General features: G+C 62.6%; 8 protein-coding genes. 1 reads left to right on the top strand and 7 read right to left on the bottom strand.

Annotated elements, in window-relative coordinates; translation table 11 throughout:
- Positions 1-6: 6 nt before the first annotated feature.
- The 5 genes from FQ320_RS06955 to FQ320_RS06935 all read right to left on the bottom strand — a co-directional run bounded on the left by FQ320_RS06955 (position 7) and on the right by FQ320_RS06935 (position 14,424).
- Entirely contained in the window at positions 7-720 is a 714-nt protein-coding gene (locus FQ320_RS06955) for a 4'-phosphopantetheinyl transferase (RefSeq protein WP_187393801.1), read from the bottom strand.
- Between the two features lie 13 nt (positions 721-733).
- Positions 734-5,263 (bottom strand): MupA/Atu3671 family FMN-dependent luciferase-like monooxygenase, encoded by a 4,530-nt coding sequence (locus tag FQ320_RS06950; protein WP_148470985.1) that lies wholly within the window; start codon positions 5,261-5,263, stop codon positions 734-736.
- Positions 5,260-6,255 carry a glycosyltransferase gene (locus FQ320_RS06945; protein ID WP_148470984.1) on the bottom strand — a complete coding sequence of 332 codons (996 nt, stop codon included), beginning with the start codon at positions 6,253-6,255 and terminating at the stop codon, positions 5,260-5,262. The genes FQ320_RS06950 and FQ320_RS06945 overlap by 4 nt, the downstream gene beginning before the upstream one ends.
- A complete protein-coding gene (locus FQ320_RS06940; protein ID WP_148470983.1) occupies positions 6,252-12,635 on the bottom strand; it encodes a type I polyketide synthase in 6,384 nt (2,127 codons plus the stop codon). Before FQ320_RS06940 ends, FQ320_RS06945 begins: the two co-directional genes overlap by 4 nt.
- Positions 12,636-12,969: 334 nt before the next feature.
- Complete coding sequence (locus FQ320_RS06935) at positions 12,970-14,424, bottom strand: hypothetical protein (protein ID WP_148470982.1); 1,455 nt, start codon at positions 14,422-14,424, stop codon at positions 12,970-12,972.
- A 211-nt stretch (positions 14,425-14,635) separates the two neighbouring features.
- Here FQ320_RS06935 and FQ320_RS06930 point away from each other — a divergent pair, with 211 nt between their 5' ends.
- Positions 14,636-15,388 carry a WecB/TagA/CpsF family glycosyltransferase gene (locus FQ320_RS06930; RefSeq protein WP_148470981.1) on the top strand — a complete coding sequence of 251 codons (753 nt, stop codon included), beginning with the start codon at positions 14,636-14,638 and terminating at the stop codon, positions 15,386-15,388.
- A gap of 1 nt (position 15,389) precedes the next feature.
- On the opposite strand, the gene FQ320_RS06925 is transcribed toward FQ320_RS06930, so the two are convergent.
- The gene (locus tag FQ320_RS06925; RefSeq protein ID WP_148470980.1) at positions 15,390-16,364 is read right to left on the bottom strand and encodes a glycosyltransferase family 2 protein; all 975 of its coding nucleotides are present in this window, start codon (positions 16,362-16,364) and stop codon (positions 15,390-15,392) included.
- Positions 16,348-17,400 carry a glycosyltransferase family 2 protein gene (locus tag FQ320_RS06920; RefSeq protein ID WP_148470979.1) on the bottom strand — a complete coding sequence of 351 codons (1,053 nt, stop codon included), beginning with the start codon at positions 17,398-17,400 and terminating at the stop codon, positions 16,348-16,350. Before FQ320_RS06920 ends, FQ320_RS06925 begins: the two co-directional genes overlap by 17 nt.
- Positions 17,401-18,051: the final 651 nt, after the last annotated feature.

Here is an 18,051-nt window from a genome sequence, read left to right as displayed (position 1 = left end):
CGGTTCTCAGCCGCCGGGACGACGGCGCAGGGTGATCCCGGTCAGGATCAGGCCCTGCGCACGAACGAACCGCCCCGACAGCCGTGTTCCGGTTGCGAAAGGGCCGACGGAGTGCATGAAGATCGCATCGTAACGCCCTGTTTCAAGGACAAGTTCGATGGAAATGGACTCAAAGTCCAACACGGTCCGGCTCAGGGGGTATTGCGCCTTGTAGGCCGTCTCTTTCGCGCTGAACAGCAGACGCGCCAACCGGCCCATCTCGTCGGCGGGCTGATTATCCAGCCAATTGCGTTCGGGCGGGGTAAGGATGGCATCGAACAACTCGGCGTCCAGCGGCGCGTCCTCTTCGACGTCAACACCCAGCGATTGCACATCGCGCGACCGGCCCATGGCGCAGATACACAGGGAATCACAGTGCGACAGGCTGCCCATCAGGCCGTCGGGCCAGATCGGCGCGCGGTCGGCACCCGGTAGAACCGGTTGCGCCGGATAGCCCAGCTCGGCCATCGCCCGGTGTGCCGCCACCCGCCCGGCGGTGAATTCGCGCTGCCGCTTGTCGACCATGCGGCCCATGCCGGCCCGTTCGGGGCTGAGCAACCCGCCCAATGGCGCACGGGGATCACACAGCGCCAGCGCGATATCGGCATCGAACAAGCCACGCGCATGGGGATCGACCATGGCACCCGATACCGGGCCCTCGTGGGCGGCAATTTTCGACATTGGGATCATATGGTCAGCGTGCTCCGCGTTCAGCCCGCATCGCGCGCCGGCGCGACATGGTGTCGGCCCTTGTGTCGCCCTCGGGGGCGGTGGCGTCAACCGGTGGCGTTTCGCGCCCCTTGCCTGCGTCCACATGGGCGGCCAGCGCCGAGAGGGTGGGAAAGCGGAAGATGTCGGTGATCGACAGGCGCGGTGCTGCCAGTGCCTCTTTCAACTCGCGGTGCGCCTGAACTGCCAGCAGGGAGTGACCGCCAAGGGTAAAGAAGTTGTCGTCGGGACGGATGTCGCCGACCCCGAGAATCCGCTGCCACAATGCGGCGATCGCTGTTTCTGTTTCATTCGCAGGCGCGGCGGCAATATTGGCAGCCCGGACGGATCGCGGCGATTTCGGCTCGGGCAGGGCGTTGCGATCTACCTTCTTGTTCGGGGTCAGGGGGAAACGGTCCAGCACCACCAGATGCGCGGGGATCATGATGTCAGGCAGGGAAGAAAGCTGCGCGCGCATGGCTTTGTCCGACAGCGCCGGATCGGCGATGACATAGGCCACCAGCCGTGTATCGCCGCCCATATTCCTCGAAATGACCACCGCCTGTTTGACCGCCGGATGTTCGGCCAGCCGGGCTTCGATTTCGCCCAGTTCAATCCGGTGCCCGCGAATTTTGACCTGATGATCGGTGCGGCCGAGAAAATCCAGACTGCCGTCGATCCGCCAGCGGACCAGATCGCCGGTGCGGTACATGCGGCCACTGCCGAACGGGTCTGGCGCAAAACGCTCTGCGGTCATTGCATCCTGCTGCCAGTACCCGCGCGCGACGCCTTCGCCCGCGATCACCAACTCGCCTGCAACCCCGAGGGGCACCGGATTTCTCTCGGAATCCAGCACATATACCCGCGTGTTCGCGATCGGCGTGCCAATGGATTGCACATCGGGCGCGGCATCAGTGACGGGCTGCACAGTGGACCAGATGGTCGTTTCGGTGGGGCCATACATGTTCAGGATCGTCGCGCCAGACGCGGATTGCAGCGATTTCACCAGATCGCCGGACAGAGCTTCGCCGCCGACCATTAGCGTTTGCACCCGCGACAATGCGCTGCGCGCGTCGTCGTTCATCGCGATCATCCGCGCCATCGACGGCGTGCATTGCAGATGTGTGACCCCGTGGCGGCGGATCTGTGCGGCGATGGAAAAATCATCCTCGGCAGGGGTCCATCCGGCATTGGCGCGCTTCAACGCCTCGGCCAGCGGTTTCAAACCCTCCATCACGACACCCGGCGCGATGCCATAGTCGATCAGACAGGCGATTTCATCCACGCCGATCTTTTTCAACTGTTCCGCCCGGGCTACCGCATCATCCACGGTGCCAAACATTCCTGAGTCGTCGAAATACCGCTGAAATGCGAAATCAAGGATCGCCTCCAGCTCCTCCTCGGCCAATCCGCCCAGATCCACCTCAAACGGGTTGGTCACGCCTGCGGGACGTTTGAAGGCGGGAAAGGCCCAGGCGTATTGCTTGATCAGGCCCGCCGCGCTGCGCAGGTAATCCTTCATCGGTTCGCGGGCGATGTCGCGCGCCAGATCACGGGTTTCGGCCAGATAGGTGTGCAGCATCAGTGTGACTTTGTGGTCCGCCGGGTCATGGCCCGCTGCGCGCAGGGCCTCGTGATAGAGGGTGATCTTGCCCGCAACCTCATCCACGCTTTGACCCAACAGATGGGTCAGCACATTGGCACCAATGCTGCCCGCCTCGCGCCATGTGTCGGGGTTACCGGCCGTTGTCACCCAGATCGGCAGTACGGCGGAGACCGGGCGGGGTTGCGTCACCACGGCCAAGGGCGTGCCGTCGGCGCGGGGAAACTCCACCGCTTCGCCGCGCCAGAGTTTGCGCAGGGTCTCGATGGCGGCGAACATCGCGGGTTTATTGGCGGGGGGCGTGTTTTCGGGCATCAGCACAAAGTCGTCAGGCTGCCAGCCGCTGGCGATGGCAAGACCGGTGCGCCCGTTGGTCAGGTTGTCGATCACCGCCCATTCTTCGGCGATCCGGGCCGGATGGTGCAATGGCGCAACGCAGGATCCGGCGCGCACAGACAGGTTCTGCGTCACCGCCGCCACGGCGGCCCCGGTGACCGAAGGGTTGGGATAGGGGCCGCCAAAAGCGTGAAAGTGCCGCTCGGGCGTCCAGACGGCGTTGAACCCATGGGTATCGGCAAACTTGGCGCCTTCAAGCAGCAGTTCGTATTTTTTCGGCCCGACACCGTCGTCATTGCCCCAATAAAACAGGTTGAAATCGATATGCCGGTCGCTGACGGCGGGGGTGTCTCCGGCGATCAAGGCGCGGTTTTCGTCCGAGGACAGGATCAGCTTGAAGCCCCGCGCCAGTGTCCAGAACAGCTCCAGAACCGAAATGTCGAAGGACAGAGATGTCACGCCAAGCCAGACGGCACCCGCCGTGTGATCGATCCGCTGATCCATACCGGTGAAGAAGTTCGCAACGTTGCGGTGCTCGATCATCACGCCCTTGGGCAGACCTGTCGAGCCCGAGGTATAGATCAGATAGGCAAGGTCTTCCGGCGCAGCGCCACCCGTGGGGTTGCTGGCGTCGGCCCCGGCGATGCGCGGATCATTGGTGGCAAGCACCTTGGCGTTGGAGGCGGGCAGGGCTGTGATCAGTTCGGGCTGGGCGACGATGACCTGTGCACCGCTGTCCTGCACAAAATGCGCGATACGGTCGGCGGGATAGGCGGGGTCAAGCGGCACATAGGCCCCCCCGGCCTTGAGGATCGCCAGCGTGCCGATCAACAGGTCGGGCGAGCGTCGCACGCAGATCCCGACATTCGACCCCGGGCCGACCCCCATGTCGCGCAACACATGGGCCATGCGGTTGGCGGCAGTGTTCAGGGCAGCATAACTCAGGATTTCGGATTCAAACACCAGCGCGGTCGCGTCCGGGGTTTTCGCCACCTGCGCTTCGAACGCGGCATGGATGGTCAGGGCGCGGTCATGATCCGTTTGCGTCGCGTTCCAACCATCGAACAGCGCGGTTTCACTGGCGGGCAGGGCAGACGGGCGACCGGCGGCGAGTTCGACCGCCAGATGTTCCAGACGTGTGGCCAGCAGGGCGGCGGCGTCATCGGACAGCCGATCACGATCCCAGTGCAGGGTGGGCGTATCGCCCAGCGTCAGCGTCAGCGGCGTGCCGTACACCGGGCCCACCTCGCTGATTGCCACGCCCGGGCGATTGAAGGCGATGTCGGGGTCACGGGTGAACAGATCGCGCGCAAAGCCGGGGGTCTTGGCGATCCGATCAAGCTGCGGTTCGATTGCGGTAATCGTGGCGGGGAGATCGCCGCGCGTTACCCTCAGAAACGCGGTGGTGGCGATCAGGCCCGGCGCGGCCTTTACATGGGCGGCCAGCGCGGCGCTGGAATAGCCGATATCACCCGAGGCCTCGCCGCTGGACAGCAGCGCCCATTGCCCGACCACGGCGATCGTTTCAACGGCGGAAAGTGCCGGCAGGGACAGCGGGCGGTTGGTCCAGTCGGGGGTGCCAAGCCGCCCGGCCAGCGGCATCGGCAGCGGATTCGCCGCGACCAGCCTGCCGCGCCAATATCCATCGCCCGAGGCCAGACTCGCCAGCGTTGCGGCGCTTTGCACGTCAGGTGCGGACAGTCTGTCGCCCACCTTTACAAGGGACGCGATGTCCACCGTTTCGCCCAGCGGACCGGTCAGCCCCGAAAGCACCAGCGCTCCATCGGCGAAGGCAAGAGTGATCGTGCCATCAGCGTTGGACATGACGGTTCCGGGCGTGCCGGTCTCCGTTGAGTCCGCGACCGATCCGATCAGCAGCGGCAGGCGTGGCGTGGCGAGTTTCGCCCGGGTCAGCGGATTGCGATAGCCGCCGAAATCCAGCCCGCGGATCAACGCGACCGCATCCATCACAGACCCTGCGGGATCGATAAAGCCGCCCCCCGCCGGACGATCATCACGGGCGAAATATCGGCGGGTGGTCAGATCCTGCGGCTGGCGGTTCAGCCCGGTTTCCAACTGAGCGACCAGCGCGGGAAAAGACTCCATCGCTGCCGCATAGGCCTTGGAGTTCAGTGAAAACGCCGTGTCCTCGGGCGCAATGTCAAACTCACGCTGCTCAAGGATATCGCCTTCGTCGATACCACCCTCGATCACGTGCCAGGTCACGCCGTGCTGCCCGTGGCCCAGCATCCGCGCCCATGCCGGGGTGTTCAGCCCGGCCATGGCAGGAAGCGGGCCATCGTGGAAGTTCACCGCGCCCTTTGCCGGCATCGCCAGCACCGCACCGGGAATAAGCGACAGGTTGGCGATGGACAGCAACCAGTCGAAAGGGCCAATCGCATCCGTCAGGTCGGCGGGGCGTCGCACACAGGCGATCGCGTGCTTTTCGGCCCAACCGGCGATATCGGCGTCGCGGGAGACCACGGCGGCAATCCGGTGCCCCCGGGAAAGCAGCATGTCGCCACAAGCGATCAACAGGGATTCACCCCCGATCAGAACAGCGGAAAACTGGGTCATTTCGGATCCTCGGTAAGACGGCGTTCAGTCGGCAGAGCTGTCGGTTTCGGGCTTGTATCGCGGCGCAGAGAGAACGCAATCAGGTCGCGCAGGAAAGCCTTTGGGTCGCGCACATCGCGCCTGCTCAGCGCGCAGCGCAGCCGCCACAGCGCCGACCCGGCAATCAGTGACAGTGTTGCGGCACCGGCATAGGCGCGGCCATGATTTTTCGTAAAATAGCGGCGGCGGGAGTCGAACCAGTATTGCGGCATCCGCTCCCATGTTTTCATGCCGGTGCTGACCGACCCCACATGGACGATCCGGCTTTCCGGCACATACCATGTCTGCCACCCGGCGCGGGCGGCGCGTAGAGCCAGATCGGTTTCCTCAAAATAAAGAAAGAACGTCTCGTCGAACAAGCCGATGTCATCCAGCGCCGCGCGGCGCATCATCAGGCTGGCCCCCGCCACCCAATCGACCCGGGTGGCACGGGTTGGAAGCGCCAGCGGCACGATGGAGTTTTTCAACAGGCGCGACACGATACCAGTGCGCACCGCGCCCTCGAATTCGCCGGTGACTGACGGGAAGCGGAAGCAGGTGCAATGGTCCACCCCGTCTTCGCCCCGCACATGGCTGCCTGCAAACCCGGCCTTCGGGTGGTTCTCGAGAAACCCCAGCAAGGCCGGGATGCAGCCCGGATCGGGAAAGGCGTCGGAATTCAGCACATAGATATAATCGGGCGCCAAGCCGTCGGACATTCCGGCGCGGATGCCGAAATTATTGCCCGCCCCAAATCCACCGTTGCGTCCGGATTGCAGCACCCGCACAGGCCAGTTCCGGGACGCCACTTCGGCCGTTAACCGTTCAAACGACCCATCGTCGGAATCGTTGTCGACGATCACCAGCTCGCCCGCGATCCCGGCCATGTCGCGCAGCGCCGCTGCTGCCGCGCGCAGGGTCATGCCGGGCGTGCGCCAGTTCAGCAGCACACACAACAGACGCGGCGCGCTCATTCTGCGGCCGTCCGGTTTTGGGTCCGGGGCGATCGGCGCGCCCGTTCCGCCGCGCGGATCACCGATTTCAGCCGCGCCGCCAATACGTTTACATTGGGCACCAGAACCATGCTGTCATGATCGCCGGGCACCTCGATCACCTCGGTTTGCGGGGCAAAGCGGGTCAGATCATTGTCGGGCAGCACATATTCCCGCGCGGCACTGACCCATGCGCCATCCGACACCTGCCAGCGCCGGTCCAGAGGCGGGCGGAACAGCGTTAGCGGGCCGTCCCAATGGGACAGATCATATTGCGCGACGGCAGTGCGAAACGCCGCCTCGATCCCGGCGTTGTCAAAGGCGGCTTCTTCGGCTTGCGGTCCGAGCGCGCGGCGCTTCTCAATCTCCCACTGCACCCGGTTCTTTGCCCATTCGCCCAGATATGACAGCCCTTTGCGACGGAACTCTTGCATTTTTATCAATACCTTGTCCTGCCGCGTCAGGCTGGGGCGGACAGGCAGAGGCGTGTCGAGCAGCGCCAGTACCGCCACCTCGTCACCTGCTGCGCGCAGCTGCCGCGCCATGTCCCATGCGGTGATTCCGCCGCCGGAAAACCCGCCCAGAAGATACGGTCCCTCGGGCTGAATCCGCCGCAACTCGGCGATATAGGCCGCCGCTGCCTCATGGATGGTGCGGTGCGGCTCGGCATTGCCGGTCAGCCCGCGCGCCTGCAGCCCGTAAACCGGCCGGTCCTGTCCCAGCGACAGACCGAGATGGCGCAGGTTCATCACGTTGCCGAACATCCCTGCCACAATGAACATCGGCGTCTTTGGCCCACCGTTGCCCTGATGCAGCGCGACCAGATGGTCGTACCGATCCGTCGCGGGTGTGGTCGATCCCGCATCCGCCGCGCCGCCGGTCACATGGCCCACCTGCGCGCCGATCCGTTCGGAAATCGTGGCTATGGTGGGCGATTCAAACAGCGCCGAGATTGGAAACTGCACACCGAATGCCTTGTTTATCTGCGCGAACAACCGAACCGCGATCAGGGAATGCCCGCCAAGATCGAAGAAACTGTCGTTCACCCCGACCTGACCGACACCCAGAAGCGCCTGCCAGAATCCGGCCAGTGTTTGCTCGACCGCATTGCGCGGCGCGACGTAATCGCTGTCGAGTTGCGGGCGATCAAAGGTCTGGCCCGGCGTATCGGTGACAGTGACGGCCCGGTCAGCCGCCTGAATCAACGCCGGAAGCGGCAGGGACGAAACGGTGATCTGCGACAACCCTTTTTTGGAGGCAAGCGTCAGCGCCCGGTCCAAAGCAACCGGACCTTCGGCAGGGCGGATCCCCATGGCCACAGTATCGGCAAGCCGTTCCTCATCCGCCGACAGGGTGCGCGGGGCGTCAAAGCTCAGGTCCGACGCGGCCACGGGAGTGCCACGGGCAAAACCGGCGCTGGTGGCCAGCCGTTTCATTGCGAAGTCGAAGACCTCGACACAGATATTGCCATCTGCATCGGTGATCGTGATGTCGAAAGCTGCGAAACCGTCCATCTGATCGCCAGGGGCCAGCCGCATCCAACTGACCACCCGGGCGGGCAGCGGGCGGTGCACCCGGATCGCGCCAAAGGACATCGGCACCCACAAGTGATCGGGCGCGTATTCGGGGATCAGTTCGATCGCCCAGCCGGTCGCAAGATCCATCAACCCGGGATGCAGCCGGTAGCCTTGATCGATGTCATCCTTCAGCGCGTCAGGCAGGGCCAGATCGGCCAGACCTTCGCCCTCGCCAAACGCCATGGTTTGCAACACATGCCAGCGGGGGCCGAATTGCAACTGCGCCTCTTGCGGTGATTGCAGCCGGGTGTCGGATGTGCGGATGTTGCGGCAACGGGCGCGGATACCGGCGATATCAAGCGGTTGCGCGTCGTCGTTCAAGGGAAGAACCGTTGCCTCGGCATGGGTCAGGAACCCGGTGCGCCCGTCATGGTCGACCGCACTGCACAGGACAATCGACAGCCCGTCTTCATTTGCGGCCAGCCGCACCTGCACCCGGCGGGGCACTTCGCCCACGTCCAGCGCGCGTAGAAAATACAGGTCGGCGATTTCATAGGGGCCGTCGTGTTCCTGTGCGGCCAGCGCCTCGGCGATCATTTCGATGAACCCGGTGCCGGGCATCAGGGCGTCGCCCGCCTTGGTCCGATGCTGGTCCAGCACCCAGCGCTCAGAGGCGGTGAAACGGCTCTCAAACACCCGCGCACCATCTGCATCGAAACCGGCAGTATCGAGCAGCGGTTGTGCAGTGGCGGTTTGTTCCGCAATGACAGGCTCTTGCGTGGCGTTGGCGGCCATGCCGACGTCCGCCCAGACCCCCCAATTGACCGAAATCACCCGTGTCTTGCCACCTTTGCGCGCCTTGGCAAACCCGTTGAGATAGGCGTTGGCGGCAACATAATCGATTTGTCCGGCGGCGCGGATCGTCGTTGAGGTGGATGAAAACAGCACCAGAGTGTCCAGTGTGCCATCCGGGAACAGAGCATCCAGAACCCGCAAGCCGTTGATCTTTGGTGCAAATACGGCCTCTACGCTCAACACGTCTTTGGTCAGGAACGGGCCGTCGTCGATTGCTCCGGCGGCGTGGATCACGCCTGTTATCCTGCCAAAACGGGCGCGGGCGGCATCGGCGACGGCGCGCATCCCGTCCACATCGACCACATCGGCGGTCGCTACCATTACATTTTCGCTTTTCGCTTCAAGGTGTTGCAGCGCGGTGATGGCGCGGGACGTCGCGTCCTGAGGTGCATGGGTGCGCAGATGGCGTGGCCAATCCGCACGGGATGGCAGGGCGCGACGTGTCACCAGCACTATGTTGGCGTCGCAGCTGTCGATCAGATGTTCGGCCATGGCCAATCCGATTCCGCCAAAACCGCCGGTTATCAACCATGTAGAGCCCGTCTTGAATGTTGGTGGCGCGTCGGGGAGGGGTGTTGCGCGCAGGGTTTGGGCAAACCGGTGCGCACCGCGCAGGGCGGCGGTTTCCGCGCTTGCGGGGGACAGAAGTTCGGTCAGCAGGCGGTCGGCCAGCATGTCATCGCCGCCGCGCCGTTTCACCGGCAGATCAATGTCGAGACTGGAAAGGGTCAGCCCCGGAAGTTCGCGCGGGATAACCCCGCAGGGGCCTGAAATCATTGTCTTTTCGGGATAGAGCAACGGTTCGTCGGCCACCTGAGCCGCGCCGTTGGTCATCACCGTGACATGCACCGGGCCGATCTCGTGATCCGCCATCGCCTGAGCCATGAACATCAGGCTGTAAAAGCCATGTTCCTGATTTCGGTCGAAAAAACTGCTGCCGGGACGAAACTTTTCGGCCCCGGTGACCAGCCAAAAATGGGCGATACGGTCTGGCAGACGTCCCGTGTCGGCGAGATCGGCGAACAGGCTGTCATAACCGTCACGCCCGCGTTCGGGTGCAAGGGTGTAATCGCCGTCAGCCAGCCGTGCAAATGTATCGCCCGAACGGACCGTGCTAACCATATGGCCCGCTTCGGTCAGGCGTGATGCGACGGCCCGGCCGGTGCCGGAATCATCTAGAAAAATAAGCCATTTCAATGGTGTTATAAGCGTATCTTCAAGCTCTGCATCAAGTCCGGCAAGGCGCGGTCGCCAGACGGTGGACCATCCCCAGTCGGCAATGTCATCCGCCCGTCGCAAGGGTGCGCTTTCTGCCCCGGCAACCGCCTTGCCCGGCTCGATGAAATACCGTGCCCGCTGGAATTGATAGGTTGGCAGGGGCACACGATTGCGCCGCGCCTCGCCCCAGATCTGCGGCCAGTCGATGGAAACCCCAGTGGCCCAGAGCCGCCCCAGTGTCTGAAAATGGAACGCATCATCGGCCATATCCTGATCTGGATGGCGCAGCGATGACAGCACCTGACCCGGCGAAGCACCGCACATCTGGGTCAGCGATGACAGGGCCTTGCCCGGACCACATTCCAGATACACGCGGCGAGGCTCCCGCGTCAGATAGTCGATACAGTCCGAAAACCGCACGGTGTTGCGCAACTGCCCGACCCAATAGTCGGGATCGGTCGCCTGTTCATCACTCAGCGGTTGCCCGGTACGGTTCGAGATCACCGGCAGCATCGGCGCCGACAGTTCAATCCCGGCCAGAAACGCACGATAATCGCTCAGGATCGGGTCGAGCATGCGGGAATGGGCGGCGATGTCGATTGCGATCCGCTGAAACTCGATGTCCTTTTCCCGCAGCACTTCGGCCAGCCGGTCCAGCGCATCCTGCGGCCCGGAAACGGCGGTCAGGCCCGGTGCGTTGGTCGATGCGATGTCGATGTCGTCATTCAGCAGGGGGGCCAGAGCGACGGGCGACAGGGATATCGACAACATGCCACCGGCGGGCACGGTATCGAACAGGCGACCGCGCAGCAGGATCAGGTCAATGCAATCTTCAAACCCGATGACACCGGCCAGACAGGCGGCGACGTTTTCGCCCATGGAATGCCCGACAAGCGCTGTTGGTTTGACGCCCCATGAAATCCACAGCTGCGCCAGTGCATATTCGACGATCATGATCAGCGGCAGCTGGACGGACGGCTTTTGCAGCGCCTTCGCGGCGGCTTCGGATTGTCCGGCTTCGGGCAGCCACAATGCGCGGATGTCATAGTCGAGCTGGGGCGCAAGGTGATCCAGACCGCGATCCATCCACTCGGCAAACACCGGTTCAGTCTCGTACAGATCGCGCGCCATATCAGGATATTGCGCGCCGCCGCCCGGGAACATGAAAACCACCCCGGGATTGTCGGCCACCTTGTCATGGGTGAACACGCGGCGGGTATCGCCGGATTCAAGCAGGGCGATCGCCTGTTCATGGGTTTCCGCCACCAGAACGCGCCGCTTGTCGAAGCCCGCGCGCCCCTCTTTCAGGGTGAAGGCGATATCGGCAAGCGGCTGTTCGGGGTGGGTGCGAAGGTGGTCGGCCAAGGCCTGCGCGTTGGCGTCCAGCGCGGCTTTGGATTTGGCCGAAAGCGTCAGGATCTGGAACGGAAAATCCGAGTCTTCCGATGCGGCGCGGGTCGGTGCCTGTTCCAGAATCGCATGGGCATTGGTGCCACCGACACCCAGGGCGTTGACCGCAGCGCGGCGTGTTCCGGCAATCGGCCAGTCGGTCAGCCGGTCGGCCACCTGGAATGGAGAGTTGTCGAAATCAATCGCAGGGTTCGGGGATTCATAGCCCAGCGATGGTGGAATTTGCCCGTGGTGCAACGCCAGCGCGGTCTTGATCAGCCCGGCAACGCCGGCGGCGGTATCAAGGTGGCCGATATTGGTTTTGACACTGCCGATGCGGGCAAAGGCGGTCGCGTCGGTCTGGCTGCGCCAGGCCTCGGTCAGGGCAGTCACTTCGATCGGGTCGCCAAGAAAGGTGCCGGTGCCGTGGCATTCCACATAGCCCAGAGTTTCTGCCGGAACGCCGGAACGCTCCAACGCCTGCCGGATCGCGGACGCCTGACCATCGACGGAGGGTGCCAGATATCCGGCCTTGGCCGCACCGTCGTTGTTGACCGCGCTGCCCTTGATCACCGCCCAGATGTGATCGCCGTCGCGCAGAGCATCTGACAAGCGGCGCAGGGCGACGGTGCCGGCGCCGGACCCGAATACAGTGCCCTGCGCGCGGTGGTCAAAGGCGTGGCAGTGACCATCGGGCGACAGGATTTCGTTCTCCTTGAATTCATAGCCCCGCCCGTGTGGCAGTTCGATCGTCACGCCGCCCGCCAGCGCCATGTCGCAATCGCCGTCGTTCAGCGCCTTGCAGGCATAATGCACGGCAACCAGCGATGTAGAGCAGGCGGTCTGAAGATTGATCGACGGGCCGTTCAGATCGAACAAATGCGACACCCGGGTCGACAGGAAATCCTTGTCGTTGCCGGTGTGGCGCAGCAGGAACATGCCGGTGTCGTTCACCAGATCGGGGTTCGAGCAGATGTTGAAGTAGAAATAGCTGCCCATGCCGCAGCCTGCAAAGACGCCGACCCGTCCGCCCAGTGTGGCCGGAGGGTGCCCGGCGTGCTCCATCGCGGCCCATGCGGTTTCCATGAACTTGCGGTGCTGCGGATCAAGGATCGCCGCCTCTTTCGGCGAGAAGCCAAAGAAATCGGCATCGAAGTCGGCCAACCCGTCCAGAACGGCAGCCGCGGGGACATAATTCTTGCGGCGCATCCGGTCGGGGGATTCGCCTGCGGCAAGCAGTTCGTCCTCGGACAGGCGGCGGATCGATTCGACCCCGGCTGACAGGTTCGACCAGAACGCATCGGGCGAATCCGCGCCGGGCACAGTCAGGGCCATGCCGACGATTGCGATGTCTTCGCCGGTTTGACGTTTGGGTGTGGTCATGTCCCGCGGCCCCCTGTTCCGCTCGTGTTCTTGTCCTTGGCGCGACGGCACAATCGCCCGGCGGGTTCTCGCAACGGTCTCAACAATCTGCCCGCAGATCGGGACAGGCCCCCGCCGACGTCTGGTCGGGCGGCGACGGGCGCATCTTTGCTGCCAGGCTAACTTGCGAACGCGGCAATTTTATGGAGATGCCGTGATAGACCGCCCATTTCACCAGTTCAGAGCGCACCGTTTCCCGGTTGGCAACAGTTTAAGCCGCGAACCGGGGTTCAACAAGAACGACCGGCGCTGTTTGGCAAAAAAGCCCATAGCACAGGCCGGTTTGCAGGTAGAATCACAGGATGGTGCGGCGCCCTGTCGCAACAGGGGCGGAGCCGATCACCGGCGGGTGGGTCAGGGGGGCGCGCAAAGGATCGCCGGCGCGCACTTTCTCAAGGTGGCCCAGGACCGCACCCGCCAGCATCCAGGTGAATGGAATCAGCGTCGCATTCAACAGCATATCGATCAAAGTGATGGCCAGCATCAACGTCAGCGGAACGGCATGAGGTGAGATCCGCCCGGCCAGATCTGCGCGCATATACCGCGACAACAAGAAGACCGGCAGAGCCAGAAGTCCGAATTCGGCGATATAACCGACCCAGCCAAAGGTGCCGAACACAATGATCCAGCGCCCGTCAGGGATCGACAGGATTTGGCCGGTTTCCGAGTGGCGGATCAGATTGCGCCCCCAGCCGCCCCAGCCGAACAGATCTTTTTCGGCGGCACGCTCCAGCAATATCTGCTCATTGTTGAACCGAAAGCCCAGCGATTGCGCCCGATCGGGGCTGTATGACTCGGCCTGAGCGAGGATCCAGTCCAGCGGGACAAGTTGGAAATTGCGCAGCATTGGATAGGTGACGGCGATCAGGGCAAAAACCAGCGCCACGCGAATCTGTGCCTTGGGCGATGCGAACAGGACCAGTGGAACCAGAGCAACACCGTACATCATCGACGCGAGGCTTTTACACAGCACCAAAAGCACGGCGAGATAGCCCGTTACCATCATCAGGCGCACCCGTTGTTGCCCCTCGGCCTGACGGAACAGCGCGGCGGCGGCCACCAACGTCATCAGCACGAACAGCGCCAGCCACAACCCGTGGGGCAGAAACACGATGGGTCGGAACCCGCCGTCGCGCATCATCTGTTCGAAACTGTGCTGGAAAAAACCGTAAACCCAGATGTTGATCTGCGGTGACACGCGAATTTCGATCAGTGAGGGGACCGAGTAGATCAACCCGCCGATCACAAGCGCCACCAGCATTTCGCGCAGCCCCGTCGCCGTCGCCAGAAACTGCCGCGCCAGAAGGAACGGCAGCAGGGTGATGGCCTGACCGATCAGGACGGACCCGATGTCACGGATGTTCAGCCCGGGCAGAAATCCGGTGACGAACTGAACCGGATCGGAATTTTGCAGAACCTCAAAAAACAATGGGTCGCGGTTGGTCAAAACCGTCGGTATCGCGCCCAGCACAAAGACCAGAACCAGCAGCCGCGCCACCTTGGCCTGTGGTAACAGCGCGAACCGCTTGCCCATCGCAAACACCAGGACCAGCGCCGCAGACAGCGCCGGGATCGATGTCTTGTCCATTGATGGCACCAGCGGCAGGTTGAATTCTGCAAGCGGCGGAAGAAACAGATACCCGCCCAGAATGCTCCAGATCAGTGCCCGTTCGACAGACATCCGACGAAACATAAGCAGTGTGACCAGCGGCCAGATGGCCAGCATCAGATAGGCAAGCGGATTGGGCATGGGGTGTCGGACTGGCCTTGGTGGTTGTGATCGCGCAACACTAACAGGCTGACGCGTGGCTGTCGCCGTCATAGCCGTTTTGATTGGCGTCTGACTGTTGCATGTTGGCACCGCTGCAACACGGGCCGGAAATTGTGCCGCGCCCGGACTGAACGAAATGGACGCGGTTGGGACGATTTGACCAAGCCGCTGGCAAGATTGGGGAAATCCTGTGCATTTTGTCTTCGGCAGGCGCCGGATCACGATCAATATGCCCACCCGGGCCGGGCTGATGCAGACGATCCGGCAACGGTTTGTTTCCGGCCGGGGATTCGCGCTGGCGACGATCAACCTTGATCACATCGTCAAGATGCGCGCCTCGACCGCGTTTACCGATGCCTATTGCAGTCAGGATCTGGTGGTGGCCGACGGACGGCCGATCGTCTGGCTGTCGCGTCTCGCGGGGCAGCCGGTCGAACTGATGCCGGGGTCTGACATGATCGTGCCGCTGTGCGAACTGGCGGTTGAAACCGGGGTGTCGGTGGCGATGATCGGCAGCAAGCAAGAGGCGCTGGACCTTGCGACACGGGCGCTGATGGCGCGCGTGCCGGGCTTGAATATGGTGATGCGCCACGCGCCGTCGGGCGTGTTCGATCCGTCGGGCGCCGAGGCGGCGGCGATTCTGGCCGATCTGGACGCGTCAGGCGCGCAGTTGTGTTTCCTGGCTTTGGGCGCGCCCAAGCAGGAACAACTGGCGGCGCGCGGACGCCGCGAGGTGCCGCGCGTTGGCTTTGTGTCTATCGGTGCGGGGCTGGATTTTCTCTCTGGCCATCAGGTGCGCGCACCCCGCTGGATGCGGGCCGTGGCGCTGGAATGGCTCTGGCGCACGATACAGGAACCCCGGCGCATGGTGCCGCGCTATGCGGCCAGTGCGGCGATCCTGCCGGGGCAGGTCTTGGCGGCCCTGCGTCTGCGGCGCCGCTGAATCAGCGATATTCCAGCAACCCGCGTTTGCGACCCAGAATGCGGTTCAGATGAAAGCTCAGAACGCCCTGCGCTTCGGGGAATTTTCCGAGCACGGTAAAGAACGCCGCCTCAAATCCCATCCGCCGGGTCAGCCGCACGATCTGGGCGGGCAGGGCGGCCAGCAAGGCCAGTGACCATGGGGTGACGACTGCGCCAAGCACGGCAATCGCGGGCAACACTGCACCCCAGATCAATGCGCGGCGCGTCTCGGCGACCCAATGACGATCCGGCGGGCCACCATGCAACGCCGCACCTTCGGCAAAGGCATGGCCGGCGCGGCGGCTGCGGGTCCACCACTGGGCAAAACGGGTCATCGCGGCGTCGTGACACGTCATTTCGGCATTGATCCGGTGCACCTGCCACCCGGCACGGCGCAAACGCAGGCAAAGTTCAGGCTCTTCGCCTGCGATCAGATCCTCGCGGTAGCCACCGAGAGCCTGCACCGCCGCCAGCCGCATCATCGCGTCGCCACCACAGGCCAGAGCGCGACCGACCGGAGTGTCCCATTCGCGGTCCGCCATGCGGTTATAGACCGATACTTGCGGAAACCTTTCGCGTCGCCGCCCACAGACAACCGCGGCATCGGGATGATCGGTCAGAAATTCGCGCGCGGCATCCAGCCAACCCTCCCGCAGGGCGCAGTCGCCGTCCAGCAGTTGCACCAGTGGGGTCTGTTGCGCGTCCAGCAGGGCCAGACCCGCATTGCGTGCCCGCGCGGCCGTGAACGGGCGGCTCAAATCAAGGCTCACCACCTCGGCCCCCTGCGCCCGGGCCGCCGCAATGCTGCCGTCGGTCGATCCTGAATCGACATAGACGATCCGCGCCACCCGCCCCGACAATGAAGCAAGACATTCCGTCAGCCGCTCACCTTCGTTGCGCCCGATGACGACCGCGGCGATGGCGGTCTCACGCAACACTTCAGACCGTCCGGGCATTGGCAACTCTGGCGCTCAGCGCGTTTGAGCGCAGCAGGAACCCATCATCGTACAACTGCTCAACATCACGATATTCCCGCGCATCATGGCTGAACAGGGATATGTCGGGATTGTCGCGCACCGTTTCGACCCGCAGCCGGTCCGCACCATGGGGCACGATCCCGTCGCGAACCGTTTCCAGATCACGACGCAGCGGATCATTGGTGAACTTATAGTGTTTCAGAACGCCCATGGCATCGCTGACCCGTACAAAAGCAGGGCAATGGGGGTGCGGATTGGGCCACACCCCGTTACCGACAAAGACCAACGGATGCTTGGTTAAACAGCACATTTCACCGAACACCTTGAGCCTCACACCCCCAAACATGAAACACATGGCGGGATTGGCCAGCGTGTTCTGCCGAGCGAGCCAGTTGAACGAAATATTCTCGGTGTCGTAATATTCGTACCGCATGACCCGCGTCAGATCGTAGAACCGGTGCGTGTCCAATGCCGTTTCGAACGGCGTGGCGGCATGGGCGTTGATTGGGCCCGGCGCGAACATCTCCAGCATTGGGGCCATCAGAGCGGTGTGACCCCGGTCGCGCAGATGGCGCGCGAGACCGGGCAGACCCAGAGTGGCGGCACCCTCAAAGTCCAGCAATTCATCGGTATCGACAAACATTACCCAATGGTCCCGGGCATAGGTTTCGGCGGCGTGGCGGCGGAATTCAACCTCGAATTCGGCGATTTTCAGGTGCGATTGCAGGATGATCGTTCCGGGTTGGCGGGCGGCGATCTCAATCGTGTCATCATCCGATCCGTTGTCGACGCAGACGAAATGCGACACGCCAAGGTTGCGATAATGGGAAAACAGCGGCTCGAGATAATAGGCGCTGTTGCGCATCAATAACACGACGACCACATCGTCTGGCGCCAGTTCGAACCGCCGGGGTCCATGGATCCGGCGAATCGACGCCAGAAGTTGCAAACGCCGCGCCACATGATCGGCCTTGCGCGCGACGCGGCGCAACAGGGGCGGGGCGGGATCGGTCATGGCAGGTCTCCGGGACGACAGGTGCAGAGCGCATCTTATGAGGCATTCGGGCGGCGGCCAACCTATCTCGCGGTTTTTAGAGTGTTTTTCTGGGTTCAGGCGGTCGTTTAAAAAAAACGACACGCCCGCGAACAGGAATGGCAGATTATTGTGTCGGGTGCCTCGCTTCTTGAGATCAATTCCTTCTGCCAACTCTTGGAAACAACATCTCTACTATGTGGTCGAATTCAATTTGCAACCTAAGGCTGTTTAGCTCAAGACGTTTGCCCGTAATGGTATAAAGGTGAGTCGAATTCATAGTAAGTTTTCACGCGTCCCTAACATAGGTTGCAGACAGCGATCATTTTAAAATTAGTATGGAAATATTAGATTGTAAAAAAATATATAAGCTAAATTTCAGTCGGATTTATCGATTGAATTCCCTGATTGAGGGGTAAGATGCAAAAGTATATGAATCGCGATCAGTTTAATTCTCAAAGATGCGAATTTGCAAATCGATTTTGCCTGGGTGCGGGCATTCCCATTGTGCTGATGGGGTTTTACGATTCCGACAAGCAATCCTTTCATAGAATATGGATTGGCGGAGATGCGGAGCCAGATTCCGAACGTAGTGCCGTGCTGATCAGAACGGCAGAAAGCCGATTGGCGGTT

This window comes from Oceaniovalibus sp. ACAM 378, from assembly GCF_008085915.1.
In the GTDB taxonomy this organism is placed as follows: domain Bacteria; phylum Pseudomonadota; class Alphaproteobacteria; order Rhodobacterales; family Rhodobacteraceae; genus Oceaniglobus.
Note: the sequence above shows the minus strand (reverse complement) of the source record. Positions and strands in the feature narration are given on the sequence as shown.